This is a genomic window from Acidovorax sp. FW305-C-20-28, from assembly GCF_058783375.1.
Genome location: NZ_JBYSYM010000019.1, coordinates 84,899 through 101,395, shown reverse-complemented (window position 1 = coordinate 101,395; position 16,497 = coordinate 84,899). Strand labels below are relative to the sequence as shown.

At 69.2% G+C, this 16,497-nt stretch carries 11 protein-coding genes; all 11 read left to right on the top strand.

Annotated features, from left to right (window positions below; all coding sequences use genetic code 11):
- Positions 1–238: 238 nt before the first annotated feature.
- The 11 genes from AC3WOH_RS21275 to AC3WOH_RS21225 all read left to right on the top strand — a co-directional run bounded on the left by AC3WOH_RS21275 (position 239) and on the right by AC3WOH_RS21225 (position 16,364).
- A complete protein-coding gene (locus tag AC3WOH_RS21275) occupies positions 239–547 on the top strand; it encodes a DUF3649 domain-containing protein (protein WP_492231316.1) in 309 nt (102 codons plus the stop codon).
- Positions 544–2,238: a PepSY-associated TM helix domain-containing protein gene (locus AC3WOH_RS21270; RefSeq protein WP_492231315.1), complete on the top strand. Its 1,695-nt coding sequence runs from the start codon at positions 544–546 to the stop codon at positions 2,236–2,238. The genes AC3WOH_RS21275 and AC3WOH_RS21270 overlap by 4 nt, the downstream gene beginning before the upstream one ends.
- Positions 2,239–2,252: 14 nt before the next feature.
- Positions 2,253–2,585, top strand: a complete 333-nt coding sequence (locus tag AC3WOH_RS21265; RefSeq protein ID WP_492231314.1) for a DUF3325 domain-containing protein — start codon at positions 2,253–2,255, stop codon at positions 2,583–2,585.
- A 73-nt stretch (positions 2,586–2,658) separates the two neighbouring features.
- Positions 2,659–4,818: a TonB-dependent receptor gene (locus tag AC3WOH_RS21260; RefSeq protein ID WP_492231313.1), complete on the top strand. Its 2,160-nt coding sequence runs from the start codon at positions 2,659–2,661 to the stop codon at positions 4,816–4,818.
- Between the two features lie 35 nt (positions 4,819–4,853).
- On the top strand, positions 4,854–7,001 hold the full coding sequence (locus AC3WOH_RS21255; RefSeq protein ID WP_492231312.1) for a TonB-dependent siderophore receptor: 2,148 nt from the start codon (positions 4,854–4,856) through the stop codon (positions 6,999–7,001).
- A gap of 232 nt (positions 7,002–7,233) precedes the next feature.
- Entirely contained in the window at positions 7,234–8,421 is a 1,188-nt protein-coding gene (locus AC3WOH_RS21250; protein WP_492231311.1) for a PepSY-associated TM helix domain-containing protein, read from the top strand.
- A complete protein-coding gene (locus AC3WOH_RS21245; protein ID WP_492231310.1) occupies positions 8,418–8,663 on the top strand; it encodes a hypothetical protein in 246 nt (81 codons plus the stop codon). Before AC3WOH_RS21250 ends, AC3WOH_RS21245 begins: the two co-directional genes overlap by 4 nt.
- 33 nt (positions 8,664–8,696) lie before the next feature.
- On the top strand, positions 8,697–10,907 hold the full coding sequence (locus AC3WOH_RS21240; RefSeq protein WP_492231309.1) for a TonB-dependent receptor: 2,211 nt from the start codon (positions 8,697–8,699) through the stop codon (positions 10,905–10,907).
- 162 nt (positions 10,908–11,069) lie between these two features.
- On the top strand, positions 11,070–13,202 hold the full coding sequence (locus AC3WOH_RS21235; protein ID WP_492231308.1) for a TonB-dependent receptor: 2,133 nt from the start codon (positions 11,070–11,072) through the stop codon (positions 13,200–13,202).
- A 62-nt stretch (positions 13,203–13,264) separates the two neighbouring features.
- Positions 13,265–13,984 (top strand): TonB-dependent receptor, encoded by a 720-nt coding sequence (locus AC3WOH_RS21230; RefSeq protein WP_492231307.1) that lies wholly within the window; start codon positions 13,265–13,267, stop codon positions 13,982–13,984.
- 208 nt (positions 13,985–14,192) lie between these two features.
- Complete coding sequence (locus AC3WOH_RS21225) at positions 14,193–16,364, top strand: TonB-dependent siderophore receptor (protein ID WP_492231306.1); 2,172 nt, start codon at positions 14,193–14,195, stop codon at positions 16,362–16,364.
- Positions 16,365–16,497: the final 133 nt, after the last annotated feature.

Sequence of the window (16,497 nt, the reverse complement as noted above, 5' to 3'; positions counted from 1 at the left end):
GCAAATGCGAATGCTTCTCATAAATTACACTTTCGGCCCGAAGGCCTTTTGACCTGTGCGGGCGCTCCGGGCGCCGCAGTGCAGGCCACAGGCCCCGAAACCACCCGCCAGCCAAACGGGGCCCCGCGCCCTGCAGCCAGCATCCCGTGGTGACCAGCCCTGCGCTCACGACACCAGGGCCAGGCTGCCGCCCGCGTCGCAACGACGCGTCTTCCCCCATTTGGACGACCGATCGCCCATGAAAGCGACCCACCCTGCCTGGCGCTACCGCCTGGCCATCACCTCGCGCGCCCTGGCCGCCACCGCCGGCGGATATGCGCTGGCCGCCGCCTTCACGGCCGCGCTGTCTCTCGCCCTGGCACTGGCCATGCCACGCGTCGAAGCGGTGCTCACCGCGACCATGCTGGCCTGGCTGGTCTACGCGGGCGCCGCGGGCTGGGCCTTCTATGCGCGCACGGCCTGGGGCGCCTGGGGCGGCACCCTGCTGCCCGCGCTGCTGCTGGGCGCCGGCGCCATGGCGCCGCGCTGGCTGGAGCAACTGCCATGACCGATACCACCGCCTCCACCCCAGCCCCACGCGCAGCGCGCGAACAGGCGCGCGAGGGCTTTCGCCAGGCCATGTCCTGGCTGCACACCTGGGCCGGCCTCGTCCTGGGCTGGCTGCTGTTCGCGATCTTCCTCACGGGCACGCTGTCGTTCTTCAAGACCGAGATCAACCTGTGGATGCGGCCCGAGCTGCATGGCATGCCGCCGCCCACGCGCGACGTGGCCGAGCGCGCCATCGCGGCGATGAACCAGAAGCAGCCCGACGTCACGCAGTGGATCATGCGCATGCCCGACGAGCGGCAGAACGCCATCACGCTGCTGTGGCGCGACACGGGCAACGGCCGCTTCGAGACCCTGCTCATGAACCCGCAGACCGGCGAGAGCGTGGATGCGCGCAAGACCATGGGCGGCGAGTTCTTCTACCGCTTCCACTTCGAGCTGCGCACCGCGCAGAAGGGCCGCTGGACCATCGAAGGCCGCTGGGTGGTGGGCGTGGCCACCATGCTGATGTTCATCGCCCTGCTCACGGGCGTGGTCACGCACCGGCGCATCTTCAAGGACTTCTTCACCTTCCGCCCGGCCAAGGGCGGGCAGCGCGCCTGGCTCGATGCGCACAACGTCACCGGCGTGCTGGTGCTGCCCTTCTACCTGATGATCACCTTCAGCGGGCTGATGATCTTCCACACCCTGTACATGCCCTCGGGCATCGCGGTCGCCTACCAGGGCCCCAAGGGCGTGGACTCGCAGACCTATTTTGCCGACCTGCAGGGCGAGAAGCCCGAGCGCCGCGTGCGCCGCAACCCCGGCGACAAGGTCGAACCCCTGCCCGCGCTGGCGCTCGGCCCCATCCTGGAGCAGGCGCGCACGCGCTGGGAGGGCGGGCGCATCGGCGGCATCCAGGCGCGGCGCGATGCCCAGGGCACGCCCGTGGTGGAAGTCACGCGCCACGAGGGCGACCGCCTGCAGTACCGGCCCGAGCGCATGCTGTTCGACGGCACCACGGGCAAATTGCTGGAGCAGACCGATGCCACCACGCCCGCCGCCGTGACCTACGGCGTGCTCTACGGCCTGCACCTGGGGCGCTTTGCCGGCCCGGGCATGCGCTGGGTGCTGGTGGGCTTTGGCCTCCTGGGCAGCCTGATGATCGCCACCGGCATGGTGCTGTGGTCCGTCAAGCGCGCCGCGCAGGGCCAGCGCAAGGGCGCGACGGCCGATGAAAAGGCGCGCCTGCCCTTTGGCCAGCGCCTGGTGGCCAGCCTCAACATCGCCTCGCTGGCCGGCCTGCCGCTGGCCTGCGCGGTGTACATGGCATCCAACCGGCTCATCCCGCTCGATGCGCCCGAGCGGCCCGACGCCGAGCTGTCGTACTTCTTCGGCGCCTGGGGCGTGGCCCTGCTCTGGGGCGTGCTGTTCCCCAACCGCCGGGGCTGGTCGCTGGTGCTGGCGCTCGCAGGGGCCACCTGGGCCGCGCTGCCCGTGCTCAACGCCCTGACGACGTCCACGCACCTGGGGGTGAGCCTGCCCGCGGGCGACTGGCTCTGGGCGGGCCTGGACCTCACGTTCCTGGCCACCGGCGCATTGCTGGGCTGGCTGGCCTGGCGCCTGCGCCCCGGCCGGCCCTTGCCGAGCAAGGTCCCGCGCAAGCCCGCAGCCATGGCTGCGCCCGATGCCCAGCCTGCGACCCAGGCCTGAGGGAGCCATCCGCCATGTCTGCCTTTTTCTTCTGCTTTGCCGCCTGGTCTGCGATCGCCCTGGGCATGGAGCGCCACCACGAAGACGCGATGGGCCGGGAGGCGGCCGCACCGCGCCTGGCGCAGCTGCGCCGCGCGGGCTGGCTGCTGCTGGCACTGTCGCTGTGGCTGGCCGCCCACCCGTCTGCGGGCACACCCGCATCGCTGGGTGTGACGGCCTGGACGGTTGCGCTCTCGGTGGCCGCCGTGGCCGTCACCGCCGTGGTGACCTGGCAGCCCCGGCGCGCGCCTTGGCTGGCCGGCGCCGCACTGGCCGCCGGCCTCGCGGCCTGGGCCGCCGGGTGGTGAACAACCGCCCCTCGCACAGCCCTCATCGATTTCGTCTTTTCCCTTCATCACCGCTTCCTCTTCAAGGTACCCCATGTCCCAGCATTCCCTGTTGCTCGCAGCACGCACGCCCGTGGCGGCGGCCCTGATCGCCGCCTTCAGCGCCCCCGCACTGGCCCAGTCCACGCCGCGCGCTCCCCAGACCCTGGGCGAAGTCACCATCCAGTCGGGCGCCGCGGACGACGCCTACTCGCCGGCCGCCAGCAGCACCGCCACCAAGGGCAGTGCGCCGCTGCGCGATGTGCCCCAGGCCGTCAACGTGGTGCCGGGCCAGTTGCTGCGCGACCAGGGCGCGCGCTCCATGGAAGACGCGCTGCGCAACGTGCCCGGCGTGGCCATGAGCCATGGCGATGGCCAGCGCGACCAGGTGGTGATCCGCGGCTTCACGGCCATTGCCGACCAGTTCGTCGACGGCGTGCGCGACGATGCGCTGTACTTCCGCGACCTGGCCGACATCGAGCGCATCGAGGTGCTCAAGGGCCCGGCCGCCGTGCTCTACGGCCGCGGCTCGTCCGGCGGCCTGATCAACCGCGTGACCAAGAAACCGGTGTTCGGCACGACCAACGGCGAGGCCACGCTGGGCCTGGGCAGCCACGATTACCGCCGCGCCACGGCCGACGTGAACGTGGGCATCAGCGATGCCGCCGCCTTCCGCCTCAACGTGGCGGGGGAGGACTCGGGCAGCTACCGCGACCAGCAATTCGTCAAGCGCCACAACTTCGCACCCTCGCTGGCGCTCAAGCTCGCACCCCAAACCCAGCTGCTGCTGCAGTACACCGATGCGCGCGACCAGCGCCTCACGGACTTCGGCATCCCCGCGCTCAACGGCCGCCCGGTCAACGTGCCGGCTGGCACCTACTACGGCTCGGGCACGGCCGAGAAGGACGACACCAGCACCAGCCATGTGCAGTCGTTCACCGCCACGCTCAACCACCGCTTCAGCGACGACTGGTCGGTGCGCAATGTCACGCGCCTGTACGACTACACGCTGGACCGCTACAACACCCTGCCCGGCGGCACCACCGACCCTGTGGCCATGACCGTGGGCCGCACGCGCAGCCTGGTGTTCCGCGACGAGAGCGGCGTGTTCAACCAGACCGACCTGACCTGGCGCAACACCCTCGCAGGCCTGCGCCAGGAATGGCTGATGGGCATGGAACTGGGCCGCCAGAAAAAGCGCGCCGAATCCATCTCGGCCGGCGTGGTCGACCGCGTGAACATCCTGAACCCGGGCAATGTGCCTGCACCGGCCATCCCCGCCAGCGCCTACACGGCCACCAGCGCCATCCCCAGCCACACCGAGCAGAGCACCGCCGCGCTCTACGTGCAGGACCAGATCACCCTGGCGCCGCAATGGAAGGCCCTGGTGGGCGCGCGCTACGACGTGTTCAAGCAGGAGACGAACTTCGACCGCACCCTGGCCAGCCTGGCCCGCACCGACAAGAAGTTCAGCCCGCGCGCCGGCATCGTCTGGCAACCCAGCGAGCAGGTGTCGTACTACCTGTCGTACAGCAAGTCCTTCCAGCCCTCGGGAGAGACCTTTGCGCTGGCCGCCAACAACACCGCCAACGAACCCGAGATCACACAGAACAAGGAAATCGGCGCCAAGCTCGATCTGCTGGACGGCCGCCTCAACCTCACCGGTGCGCTGTTCAATCTCACGCGCAGCAACATCAAGAACACCGACCCCGCCAACCCAGCGCGCCAGATCAATGTGGGCACGCAGCGCACCAACGGGCTGGAGATCACCGGCAGCGGCCGCCTGTCCGGCGGCTGGGATGTGAGCGCCGGCTATGCCTACCTCGACGGCCGCATGACCAAGTCCCTGGCCACCGCCGCGAGCAGCCAGTTGCCCACGGTGAACGTGCCCTCGCAGGGCAAGGTGGCGGCGCTCACGCCGCGCAACTCGGCCTTCCTCTGGGCCATGAAGGACATGGGCCACGGCCTGCGCCTGGGCGGCGGCGTGAGCCATGTGGGCGAGCGCTACACCTCGCTCACCAACCTGGTCACCCTGCCCGCCTACACCACGGTGGACGCGGCCCTGCAGTACACGCTGGGCACCTGGGGGCTGGACGTGAACGTCAAGAACCTCACCAACCGCAAGTTCTACGTGTCGTCCCATGGCAGCAACGACAACCTGATCCTGCCCGGCTCGCCCCGCGCGCTGCAGGTCACGCTGCGCACCCGCTTCTGAGCCCCTCCTGCTCCCTCTTTTCACAGGCCCGCACCATGCCCTCCATCGACGCCCCCTCTGACAGCTGCGCAGCGGCCCCGCGCTTTCCCCTGAGCACCCTGGCCCTGCTGGCCGCCTGCAGTTGCCTGGCCGCAGGCGCAGCGCACGCGCAGGACGCCGCCCTGCCCGAAGTGAAGGTGACCAACAGCAGCGACACCACCGAAGGCACGGGCCAGTACACGGCGCGCCAACTCAGCGTGGGCAAGATGGACCAGTCACCGCGCGAGATTCCGCAGTCCATCAGCGTCATCACGCGCCAGCAGCTCGACGACCGCAACGTGACCAAGGTGGAAGACGCCGTCAAGTACAGCACCGGCATCAACGTGACCCGATTTGACGGCGCCGGCAACTACAACACCTTCCAGTCGCGCGGCTTCGACCTCGGCGCCATCCAGCTCGATGGCGTGCCCATCCCCCAGGGCAACTACAGCACACTGGACACGGCCATGTACGACCGCATCGAGGTGCTGCGCGGCCCCGCCGGCCTGCTGCAGGGCGGCAGCGAGCCGGGCGGCACGGTGAACCTGGTGCGCAAGCGCGCGCCGGGCAAGCTCATGCTCAACGCCGACGCCTCCGTGGGCTCGTTCGGCCTGCGCCGCGGCGCGGTGGACGTGGGCGGTGCGCTCAACACCAGCGGCACGGTGCGCGCCCGTGCCGTGGCCGTGGCGGAAGACCGCGACAGCCATGTCGACACCGTGTTCAACAACAAGCGCCTGGGCTATGGAACGCTGGAGTGGGACATCGCCCCGTCCACCACGCTGTCCATCGGCGGCGCGCAGCAGCGCGTGCGCGCCTCCATCGACCAGGGCCTGCCCACCTACGCCGATGGCCGCCTGGCCAGCCTGCCGCGCAGCGCCTTCTCGGGCCTGGCCGCCAACCGCCAGGACCTGGAGACCACCGACCTGTTCGCCGAACTGGAGCACCGCCTCTCGGGCGGCGGCACGCTGCGCCTGTCGGCGCGCGACGTGGACCGCACCGCCTACTACCGCTCCGCCCGCGCCAACAGCGCCCTCAGCGCCAACGGCAACTTCACGATGGAGACGGTGGACGGCCTGACCCATGTGAAGACGCGCAACTACGACCTGTTCGCCAACCTGCCGGTGCAGGTGGCGGGCCGCACGCACCGCCTGCTGGTGGGCGCAAGCCACAGCGAGAACAAGAGCTACGACAACAACTACGGCTACGGCCCGAGCTACCAGGTCAACCTGCTCGCGCCCAACTACGCCCAGGCTTACCCCGACATCCAACTGCCCGGCTACACGGCCATCACCACGCGCACCGAGAAGGCGCTATACGGCCAGGCCCAGATCAGCGTGGCCGACTCCGTCAAGCTGCTGGCCGGCGGCCGCCTGAGCTGGGCCGACGCGGTCACGCGCAGCACCAGCACCGGCGCCGCCACCAGCGTGGCCGACCCGGGCCGCCAGTTCGTGCCTTCGGTGGCCGTGCTCTGGGACTTCCACCCGCAGTACACGGCCTATGCCGGCTACTCCGAAACCTTCGTGGTGCAGAGCCAGCTCGATGCGGCCAAGAAGCTGCTCGACCCGCGCACCGGCAAGCAGGTGGAAGTGGGCGTGAAGGGCGAGTTCCTGGACAAGCGCCTGCAGGCGCATGCCGCCATCTTCCGCATCATCGACGAGAACCGCGCCATGGCCGACCCCAACGTGGCCAACGCCTCCATCGCCGCCGGCAAGGTGCGCTCGCAGGGCTTCGAGGCCGAAGTCAGCGGCCAGCCCCAGCCGGGCTGGGACGTGGTGGCCGGCTACGCCTACAACGACACGCTCTACCTCAAGGCACCCGTGGCCCAGGTCGGCCAGATTTTCAGTCCTGTCACGCCGCGCCACAGCGTGAACATCTTCACACGCTACGCCTTCACCTCGCCCGCGCTGCGCGGCTTCAGCATCGGCGGCGGCCTCTCCTACCGCAGCGACTTCTTTGCGCAGAGCGGCGCGCTGCGCATCACCTCGGGTGACTACGTGCTGGCCAGCGCGCAGGTGGGCTACCAGATCAACGACCAGCTGGCGCTGAACCTCTCGGTGGACAACCTGTTCGACAAGACCTATTACGAAAAGGTCTCGGGCATTGCGCGCCAGAACTTCTACGGCGAGCCGCGCCGTGTGACGCTGTCGCTCAAGGCGCGCTACTGAGCGCCCGGAACGCCTTGGGCAGGGCCCGGCGCACCCAGGGGCCCCGGGCCCTTTTTGACATCAAAACAACAATACAAAAATAACGCAAAAGCAAATCATTCTTACTTGCATCGTAAAATCGACGCACCAAGCCCCCCCGGCACGCCGCCGCGGGGGCTTCTTCCATCGCCCTGTTTCCACGTTTCCACGTTTCCACGTTTCCAAGCTTGTCCGGCCTGCGAAGCCCTGCACCATGCTGTCACCCACCGCCATCCGCCGCTGGTCCTGGACCCACAAGTGGTCCAGCCTCATCTGCACGGTCTTCATGCTGCTGCTGTGCCTCACCGGCCTGCCGCTGATCTTCCACCACGAGATCGGCCACCTGCTGGGCACCGAGGTCGAGGCCCCCGCCATGCCCGACAGCACGCCCCGCGCCAGCCTCGACACGGTGATCGCCGCCGCCAAGGCCGTGCACCCCGAGCGCATGGTGCAGTTCGTCTCGCAGGCCGAGGATGACGACAAGGTCTGGTTCGTCACGCTCACCCACACGCCCGACCCGACCGAAGACTTCAAGTCCGTGGCAGTGGATGCGCGCACGGCCAAGGTGCTGTCCGACATCCCCACCAACCAGGGCTTCATGAACCTGATGTTCCGCCTGCACGTGGACCTGTTCGCGGGCCTGCCGGGCAAGCTCTTCCTGGGCTTCATGGGCCTGTTGCTGCTGGTGGCCATCGTCACCGGGGTGGTGCTGTACGCGCCGTTCATGCGCAAGCTGCGCTTCGGCGAGGTGCGGCGCGACCGCTCCACGCGCGTGAAGTGGCTGGACCTGCACAACCTGCTGGGCATCGTCACCCTGGTCTGGGCCCTGGTGGTGGGCGCCACCGGCATGATCAACACCTGGGCCGACCTGATGATCAAATACTGGCAGTACGACCAGTTGTCCACCCTGCTCGCGCCCTACAAAGGCAAGCCCGTGATCGCCATGGCAGAGCGCGGCCCGCTGCAGCAGGCGGTGGACGTGGCGCGTGCGCACGCGCCAGGCACCAAGCTGTCGTTCATCGCTTTCCCGGGCACTGCGTTTTCGAGCCCGCACCACAACACCGTCTTCGTGCGCGGCGCCGAGCCACTCACCTCGCGCTTGCTGCAGCCCATCCTGGTCGATGCCCACAGCGGCCAGATCACGGCCGCGCCGCAACTGCCCTGGTACCTCACGGCGCTGCTGGTCTCGCAGCCGCTGCACTTCGGCGACTACGGCGGCATGCCCATGAAGATCCTCTGGGCGCTGCTGGACATCGCCACCATCATCGTGCTGGGCAGCGGCCTGTACCTGTGGCTGCGCCGCAAGGCGCCCGCGCAGGCTGCCGCGCCAGCAGCAGCCTCCACGGCCCTGCCCGCCAATGCCGCAGCCTCCCTGGCCGCCAACCCGGAGCGCGCGGCATGAGCAGGAACGCCTCCACACCGTTTCGCACCCTCTGGGGCTGGCCCATCGTGCTCGGGCTGCTCACCGCCAGCGGCCTGGCCACCGCGCTCATTTCGGACACCTGGGGCGACTGGTGGTCCTGGGCCGGTCTGGGCGTGCCTGTGGCCGTGATGGCCTGGTTCGCCTGGCGGCCCACCCCCACCCACACACCCACCGCAACAGCGGGCGACGACGGCAGCGACGCCGACTCCACCCCTTCCTGAGATCCACCGCTCTTCGACTTGTTCCCAGCCACCATGCACGACACCACACGCACCCCTCTGTTTGCACCCACACCGGCGGCCCTGGCCGCGGCCCTGCTGTGCATGTTTGCCCTGCCTGCCGCACTCGCGCAGACCGCTGCCGGCAATGACAAGACGCTCTCCACCGTCACCGTGAATGCCAGCGCCGACGCCTCGGCCCAAGGCCTGTCGCCCGCCTATGCGGGTGGCCAGGTGGCACGCGGCGGCCGCGTCGGCATCCTGGGCACGCGCGACGCGATGGAGACGCCGTTCTCCACCATCAGCTACACCAACGAGCTGATCCAGGACCGCCATGCCCGCAGCGTGGGCGACGTGCTGCAGAACGACCCCACGGTGCGCGTGGCGCGCGGCTTCGGCAACTTCCAGGAGTCGTACTTCATCCGCGGCTTCATCCTGGGCTCGGACGACACGGCCTACAACGGCCTGTACGGCCTGCTGCCACGCCAATACATCGCCACCGAGCTGTTCGAGCGCGTGGAAGTGCTGCGCGGCGCCTCGTCCTTCCTGAACGGTGCCAACCCCGGTGGTGGTGGCCTGGGCGGCGCCATCAACCTGCTGCCCAAGCGCGCCCCCAACGAGCCGTTGAACCGGGTCAGCGTGGGCGCCGGCAGCGGCGGCCACAGCGACGTGGCGGCCGACATCGCGCGCCGCTTCGGGCCTGACGGCAACACCGGCATCCGCGTCAACGTGGCCTCGCACAACGGCGGCACGGCCATCGACAACGAAAAGGCCAAGCTCGGCCTGGCCGCCGTGGGCCTGGACTGGCGCAGCCGCGACGTGCGCCTGTCGGGAGACATCGGCTGGCAGGATCACAAGCTCAACCGCACGCGCACCAACGTCACCCTGGGCGGTGCCGTGACCGTGGTGCCCACCGCACCGGACGGCAACAGCAACTTCGCGCAGCCCTGGTCCTTCTCCAACGAGCGCGACACCTTCGGCACGCTGCGCGGCGAATGGGACATCAACCAGAACATCACCGCCTGGGCTGCCGCCGGTGCCCGCAGCGGCAAGGAACTGAACTCGCTGGCCAACCTCTCGGTGTCCAACGGCAGCACCGGAGCGGCCACGACCTACCGCTTCGACAACGCCCGCAAGGACAATGTGAACACCGGCGAGGTCGGCCTGCGCGGCAAGCTGCAGACCGGCGGCATCGGCCATGAGTGGGTGCTCGCGGCCTCCACGTTCAGCCTGGACAAGAAGAACGCCTACATCTTCGACTCGGGCAACACGCAGGCCACGAACCTCTACAACCCTGTGTTCTCGGCTTTTCCCGCCTTCAGCGCAACGGCCGTCAAGGGCAGCGTGATGAGCAATCCGTTGACCAACGGCCGTACCCGCATGAGCAGCGTGGCGCTGGGCGACACGCTCTCGATGCTGGACAACCGCCTGCTGGTCACGCTGGGTGTGCGCCACCAGAAGTTCGATATCGCCAACTATGCCTACAACACCGGCATCCAGACCTCGCGCTACGAGCAGGACCGCACCAGCCCCCTGCTGGGCGCCCTGTACAAGGTGGACAAGAGCCTGTCGGTGTATGCCAACTACGCCGAGGGCCTGAGCCAGGGCGATACCGCGCCCGCCACGGCGGCCAACCGCGGCACCATGCTGGCCCCCTATGTCTCCAAGCAGAAGGAGATCGGCGTGAAGTACGACGGCGGCCGTGTGGGCGGCAGCGTGGCCCTGTTCTCCACCGACAAGCCGCGCTCGATAGTCGACGCAGCGAACATCTTCAGTGCCAGCGGCAAGGACCGCCACCAGGGCCTGGAGCTGGCCGTGCAGGGCGAAGCCGTGGCCGGCCTGCGCGTGCTGGGCGGCGCCACCTGGCTCAATGCCAAGCAGGAGCGCACGGGCGTGGCAAGCACCGAAGGCCAGCGCGTGATCGGCGTGCCCAAGCTGCAGGCCAACCTGGGCCTGGAGTGGGATGTGCCCGGCGTGCGCGGCCTGGCGCTGGACGGCCGCCTGGTGCACACCGGATCGAGCTACGCCAACGCCACCAACACCCTGCGCGTGGCCGGCTGGAACCGGCTGGACCTGGGCGCCCGCTACCTGACCGAGGTGGGCGGCAAGCTGGTCACGCTGCGTGCACGCATCGACAACGCGACCAACAAGAACTACTGGGCCTCGGTGGGCGGCTACCCCGGCTCGGGTTACCTGGTGGTGGGTGCACCGCGAGCCTTCACACTGAGTGCCAGCGTCGATTTCTGACAGGCGCCACCCTGCCCGTCCGCGGGAGCGCATGCCGCTCCCGCGCATTTTTCCAGCCACCAACGCGAACCACCGCAGCGTTTCGCACAGGCAGCCATTTTTCGTGAGCCACGGCACGCGCCTTCGGGCCTGCGTGCCTTTTTCCCAAGAGATGACACTGCCATGCCACGCACATTGACACCCGTGATGGCCGCGCTGCTCGGCCTGGCCGCCACGGCCCAGGCCCAGCAGGCCCTGCCCGAGGTCAAGATCCAGGAAGCCGCCAGCGAGCGCGATGGCGCCGCGGCCCAGGGCTACCGCCCCGCCCAGGTGCGCCAGCTCGGCCCCCTGGCCGACCTGCCCCTGCTCGATACGCCGTTCTCGGTCAATGTGACCACCAGCGAGCTGCTGCAGAACCTGCAGGCCAGCAAGCCCGATGACGCCTTCCGCTACAACCCCGTGGTACAGCTGCAGGGGCCGCAGTCGCGCTTTTTCACCAGCGTCGCCATGCGCGGCTTCAGCGTGGGCTCCACCAAGCGCATCGACGGCGTTCCCAGCACCACCACCTATGTGAACACGGACCTGGAGGACAAGGAGCGCATCGAGGTGCTGACCGGCCTGTCGGGCTTTCTCTATGGCAGCGGCAACGTAGGCGGCACCATCAACTACGTGCTCAAGCGCCCCGTCTACCAGCCGCTGGCGCGCGTGACCGCCGGCATCACCGAAGGCAGCAACCTGCGCGTGCATGGCGATTTCGGCGGTGCGCTGGACGCCGATGGCCGGCTGGCCTACCGCCTGAACGCGGTGGCGCAGGACGGCGACCTGCGGCTTGACGGCCAATCCCTGCGCCGCGGCCTGGTGAGCGGCGCGCTCGACTGGAACCTCAGCGACCGCCTGCAGTTGCAGTTCGATGCTTCGCGCAGCACCTACCACATGCAGGGTACCGAGCCCTTCTGGGACGTGGACCCCGGGGCCGCGTTTCCCGCCGCACCCGACCTGCACCGCGCCTATGGCCAGCCCTTCACGCGCACCGACACCACGCAGACCCAGTGGGGCGCTCGCCTGACCTGGCGCACCAGCGAGGCGCTGACCGTGCGCACCGGCCTCACGCAGCGCAAGAGCGACATCGACCTCATCGCCGCCAACAACCTCTTCGTGACCGGCGCCCCGGGCCGCTACCGCGTGCAGGCCAGCGCCTGGGACTACCCCGACGTCAAGGCGCTGGGCGGCTTCGCGCTGGTGGACGGCAAGCTGCAGACCGGCAGTGTGCGCCACAAGCTCACGGCAGGATGGTATGGCGACCACGATGAGCGCACCCCCTTCCTGAGTTCGGCGGGCGGCTGGGCCACGCTGACCTCGGCGCCCATGGACATCGCCGCGCCCACGGCGCTCACCGCCCCGGCCTTCAGCATCGCGGGCCCCAAGTACATCGCCCAGCGCTCGCGCTACGGCAACTGGGTGCTGGGCGACCATGTGGAATTCAACGCGCAGTGGTCGGCCCTGGTCGGCCTCACGCACGCCAGCATCACGGACACCAGCTACAACGCCGCGGGCGCCGCCACGGCACGCTATGGCGACAGCCGCACCACGCCCTCGGTGGCGCTGCTGTTCAAGCCGCGCGAGCACATCACCCTCTATGCCAACTACATGGAGAGCCTGGAGAAGGGCGGCACCGCGCCGCTGACCGCAGGCGGGCGCGCCGTGGTCAATGCGGGCGCCGTTCTGCCGCCCCTGCTGTCCAAACAGGCGGAACTCGGGATCAAGGCCGAACTCGGCCACATGCTGCTGACCGGGGCCCTGTTCCAGATCGACAAGGGCCTGCAGTACACCGACACCACCACCAACCCCGCCGCGCCGGTGTACGTGCAGGACGGCCGCCAGGTGCACAAGGGGCTTGAATTCACCGCCAGCGGCCGCGCCCTGCCCGGGCTCACGCTGTGGGGCGGCGTCACCCTGCTGGACGCCCAGGTGACCCGGCAGACGGCCAACCCGGCGCTGCAGGGCAAGACGCCCGCCAACGTCGCCGAGGTCCAGGCCAAGCTCTACGCCGAGCAGGACATCGCCGCCGTGCCCGGCCTCGCGCTCACGGGCGGCCTGCTCTACACCGGCAAGCAGCAGCGCGACGCCCTCAACACCCAGCAGCTGCCCGCCTACACGCTGCTCGATGCCGGGCTGCGCTATGCCGCCAAGGTGGCGGGCAAGCCCGTGGTCTGGCGCCTGTCGGTGGCCAACCTCACCGACAAGCAATACTGGCTCAACGGCACCTACCTGGGCCGCCCGCGCACCGTCTCCCTGTCGGCACAGGTAGATTTGTAAAGTACAACGATAATCACCATCGTTCTCATTTACCAACCCTCTCACTTCAAAGGCATCTCACCATGACCCTGACACTTCGCACCGCCGCCGCCATCGCCCTGGTGGCAGCAGCCGCCACCTCCGCCAACGCCCACCAAGTCTGGCTCGAAAATGCCGGCGGCGGCCAGGTCCGCCTGCACTTCGGCGAGTTCAACGACAACCTGCGCGAAACCTCGCCGGGCGCGCTGGACAAGTTCAAGGGCGTGCCCGTGCTCGAGCAACGCGCCGGCACCGCCAGCCAGAAGGTCGAGGGCAAGCTCACCAAGGACGCCTTCGCCTACACCGTGACCGGCAACGCCGACACGCTGTTCGCCGCCGCCACCTACCCGCTGATCGACCGCAGCAAGCGCAACCTGCCCGCCATGTACTGGCAGCCCTCGGCCCGCTGGGTCGCGAGCCTGGCCCAGCCCGTGGCGCCCGGCCAGGCGCTGGACCTGGTGCCCACCGGCAAGCCCGGCCAGCTCAAGGTCGTGTTCAACGGCAAGCCGCTGCCCAAGGCCAAGGTGCAACTGGTCTCGCCCGCCGGCTGGAGCCGCGAAGCCCAGTCCGCCGACGACGGCACGGTGGATTTCCTGACCCCCTGGAAGGGCCAGTACGTGGCCGAAGTGCACCACACCGACAAGACGCCCGGCGAAGCCCAGGGTGAGAAGTACGGTGAAGCCAGCTACGTGACCACACTGAGCTTCGTGCAGGCCGAAGGCGCCGTCTCGCCACCGCTGCCACCCGCACCCGAAAAGCACTGACAGCAGCGTCCCTCCAGGCGGCCGCAAGGCCATGCAGCCTGCAGGGCCCCCCGGGCTTGCGCCACTGCGCGCAGCCCGTTTCCCCCACCACGGCCACCGGACCGCGCGCACCCGCTGCTGCACCCGGCTGCGGCCGTGCACCGCCACCCCTAGCCAACCCGCCTTCGCTGCCGCCCGGCCGCGGGCCGAACCTTTGCCATCGACGACCATGCCAACCCACCACCTCGCGCGGCTTCCGCGCACCACCATTGCCCAGGCCGCCTTCCTGGTGGCCTGCAGCGCCTGTGCGCAGGCCCAGACCGCAGCACCGGCGGCCGCTGAAGCCACGCTGGCCCCCGTGACCGTGCAGTCCGGCGCCGAGCGCGAAAACCCCACCGCCCCGGTTTCCGGCTTCGTGGCCAAGCGTGGCTTGAGCGCCACCAAGACCGACACACCGCTGCTCGAGACCCCGCAGGCCATCAGCGTGGTGACGCGCGACCAGATGGAGGCCCAGGGCGTGCAGACCCTGCGCCAGGTCACGGCCTACACCGCGGGCGCAGTCTCCAACTACTTCGACAGCCGCGTGGACAGTTTCAGCGCGCGCGGCGCCACCGTCTCGCAGTACCAGGACGGCCTGCTGCGCACCTACGGCACCTACAACAGCAGCCGGCCCGATCCGTATACGCTGGAGCGCGTGGAGTTCCTGCGCGGCCCGACCTCGGTGCTGTACGGCCAGGGCAGCGTGGGCGGCGTGCTCAACCTCACGAGCAAGCGCCCCCAGGCCGAGACCGCACGCGAAGTGCAGGTGCAGGTGGGCAGCCACGCACGCAAGCAGATCGCCGCCGACCTGAGCGGCGCGCTCGATGCCAATGGCCAGTGGCTGTACCGCCTGGTGGCCGTGGGGCGCGACAGCGGCACCCAGGTGAACCATGTGGACGACGACCGCGTGGTGCTCGCCCCCTCGCTGACCTGGCGCCCCAGCGCCGACACCTCGCTCACGCTGCAGGGCCTGCACCAGAAGGACAAGAGCGGTTCGCTGATCGGCTTCTTCCCCTGGCAGGGCACGCAGTTGCCCAACCAGTACGGCCAGATTCCGCGCTCGACCTTCATCAGCGAGCCGGGCTGGGACGCCTTCGACACCGAGAACAGCTCCTGGGGCTACCTGTTCAGCCACCGCCTGAACGATGGCTGGACCGTGCGCCAGAACCTGCGCCGCACCGTGACCGAGGTCGACTACCGCACCATCTACACCAGCTTCACGGCCAATGCCGCCACCGGCCGCCCTGCGCGCCCGGTGTTCAACAGCGACAACCGCACCGTGGTGCGCGACGCGGTATGGAACCTCAACACCGGCCGCATGCTGCTCATCGACACGCAGCTCGAAGGCAAGCTCAACGCGGGCGCCACGCAGCACACGCTGTTGGCCGGCCTGGACGTGCAGCGCAACCACTCGGGCCAGTCGGCCTGGCGTGCCGTGGCCCCGTCCATCGACGTCTACAACCCGGTGTACGGCAACTTCACCGCGCCCAGTGCCTCGGCCCTGGTGCGCCAGCCCGGCGTGGCCCAGCGCCAGCTCGGCTTCTATGCCCAGGACCAGATCACCTGGGGCCGCTTCACGGCCACCCTGGGCCTGCGCCACGACAGCGCCAAGACCGACACCGAGGGCCGCCCCGCAGCCGCGGTGGACGACAAGGCCTGGACCAAGCGCGCCGGCGTCACCTACCAGATGGACGGCGGCTGGGCACCCTATGTGGGCTACTCCGAATCCTTCCAGCCGCTGGGCGGCCTGGACGTCTACGGCACGCCCTACAAACCCACGCGCGGCAAGCAGTGGGAGGCGGGTGTGAAGTGGCAACCGCCAGGCCAGGGCATCTCGGCCTTCGTGGCAGCCTACCAGCTGCGCGAGACCAACCGCAAGACCAACGACCCGGCCAACCCGCTCAACAGCCTGCAGATCGGCGAGGTCAAGGTCAACGGCCTGGATGCCGAGCTCACCGCCAGCCTGGCAAGCCACTGGGACCTGACCCTGGCCTATGGCTACACCGACGCCAAGATCGCCCGCAGCAACGCCGGCGACCAGGGCCTGCCCGTGGCCAGCGTGCCCAAGCAGACGGGTTCGGCCTGGCTGTCGCACCGCTTTGCCAGCGAAGGGCGCGGCGGCTGGACCGTGGGCGTCGGCGTGCGCCACACCGGCTCGCAGTGGAGTGGCAGCTCCGCCATCAGCACGCCTTCTGCCACGCTGGCCGATGCCCTGCTGGCCTACGACGCGGGCGACTGGCGCATTGCCTTCAACGTGACCAACCTGACCGACAAGGTGCACATCACCCAGTGCCTGGCGCGCGGCGACTGCTTCTATGGCCAGGGGCGCACCTATGCGCTGACCTCGACCTACCGGTTCTGAGGCACGGCACCGGCCCCGGTGCCGGTGTGCAAAGCAAAGCTTTCAGACACCGCGGGGAACCGCTAGCATGGCTGTCCGACAAGGGTATCCCCGCAGTTTCCACGGGAGGTGTCAATGAGTCAGCGCATGCCTG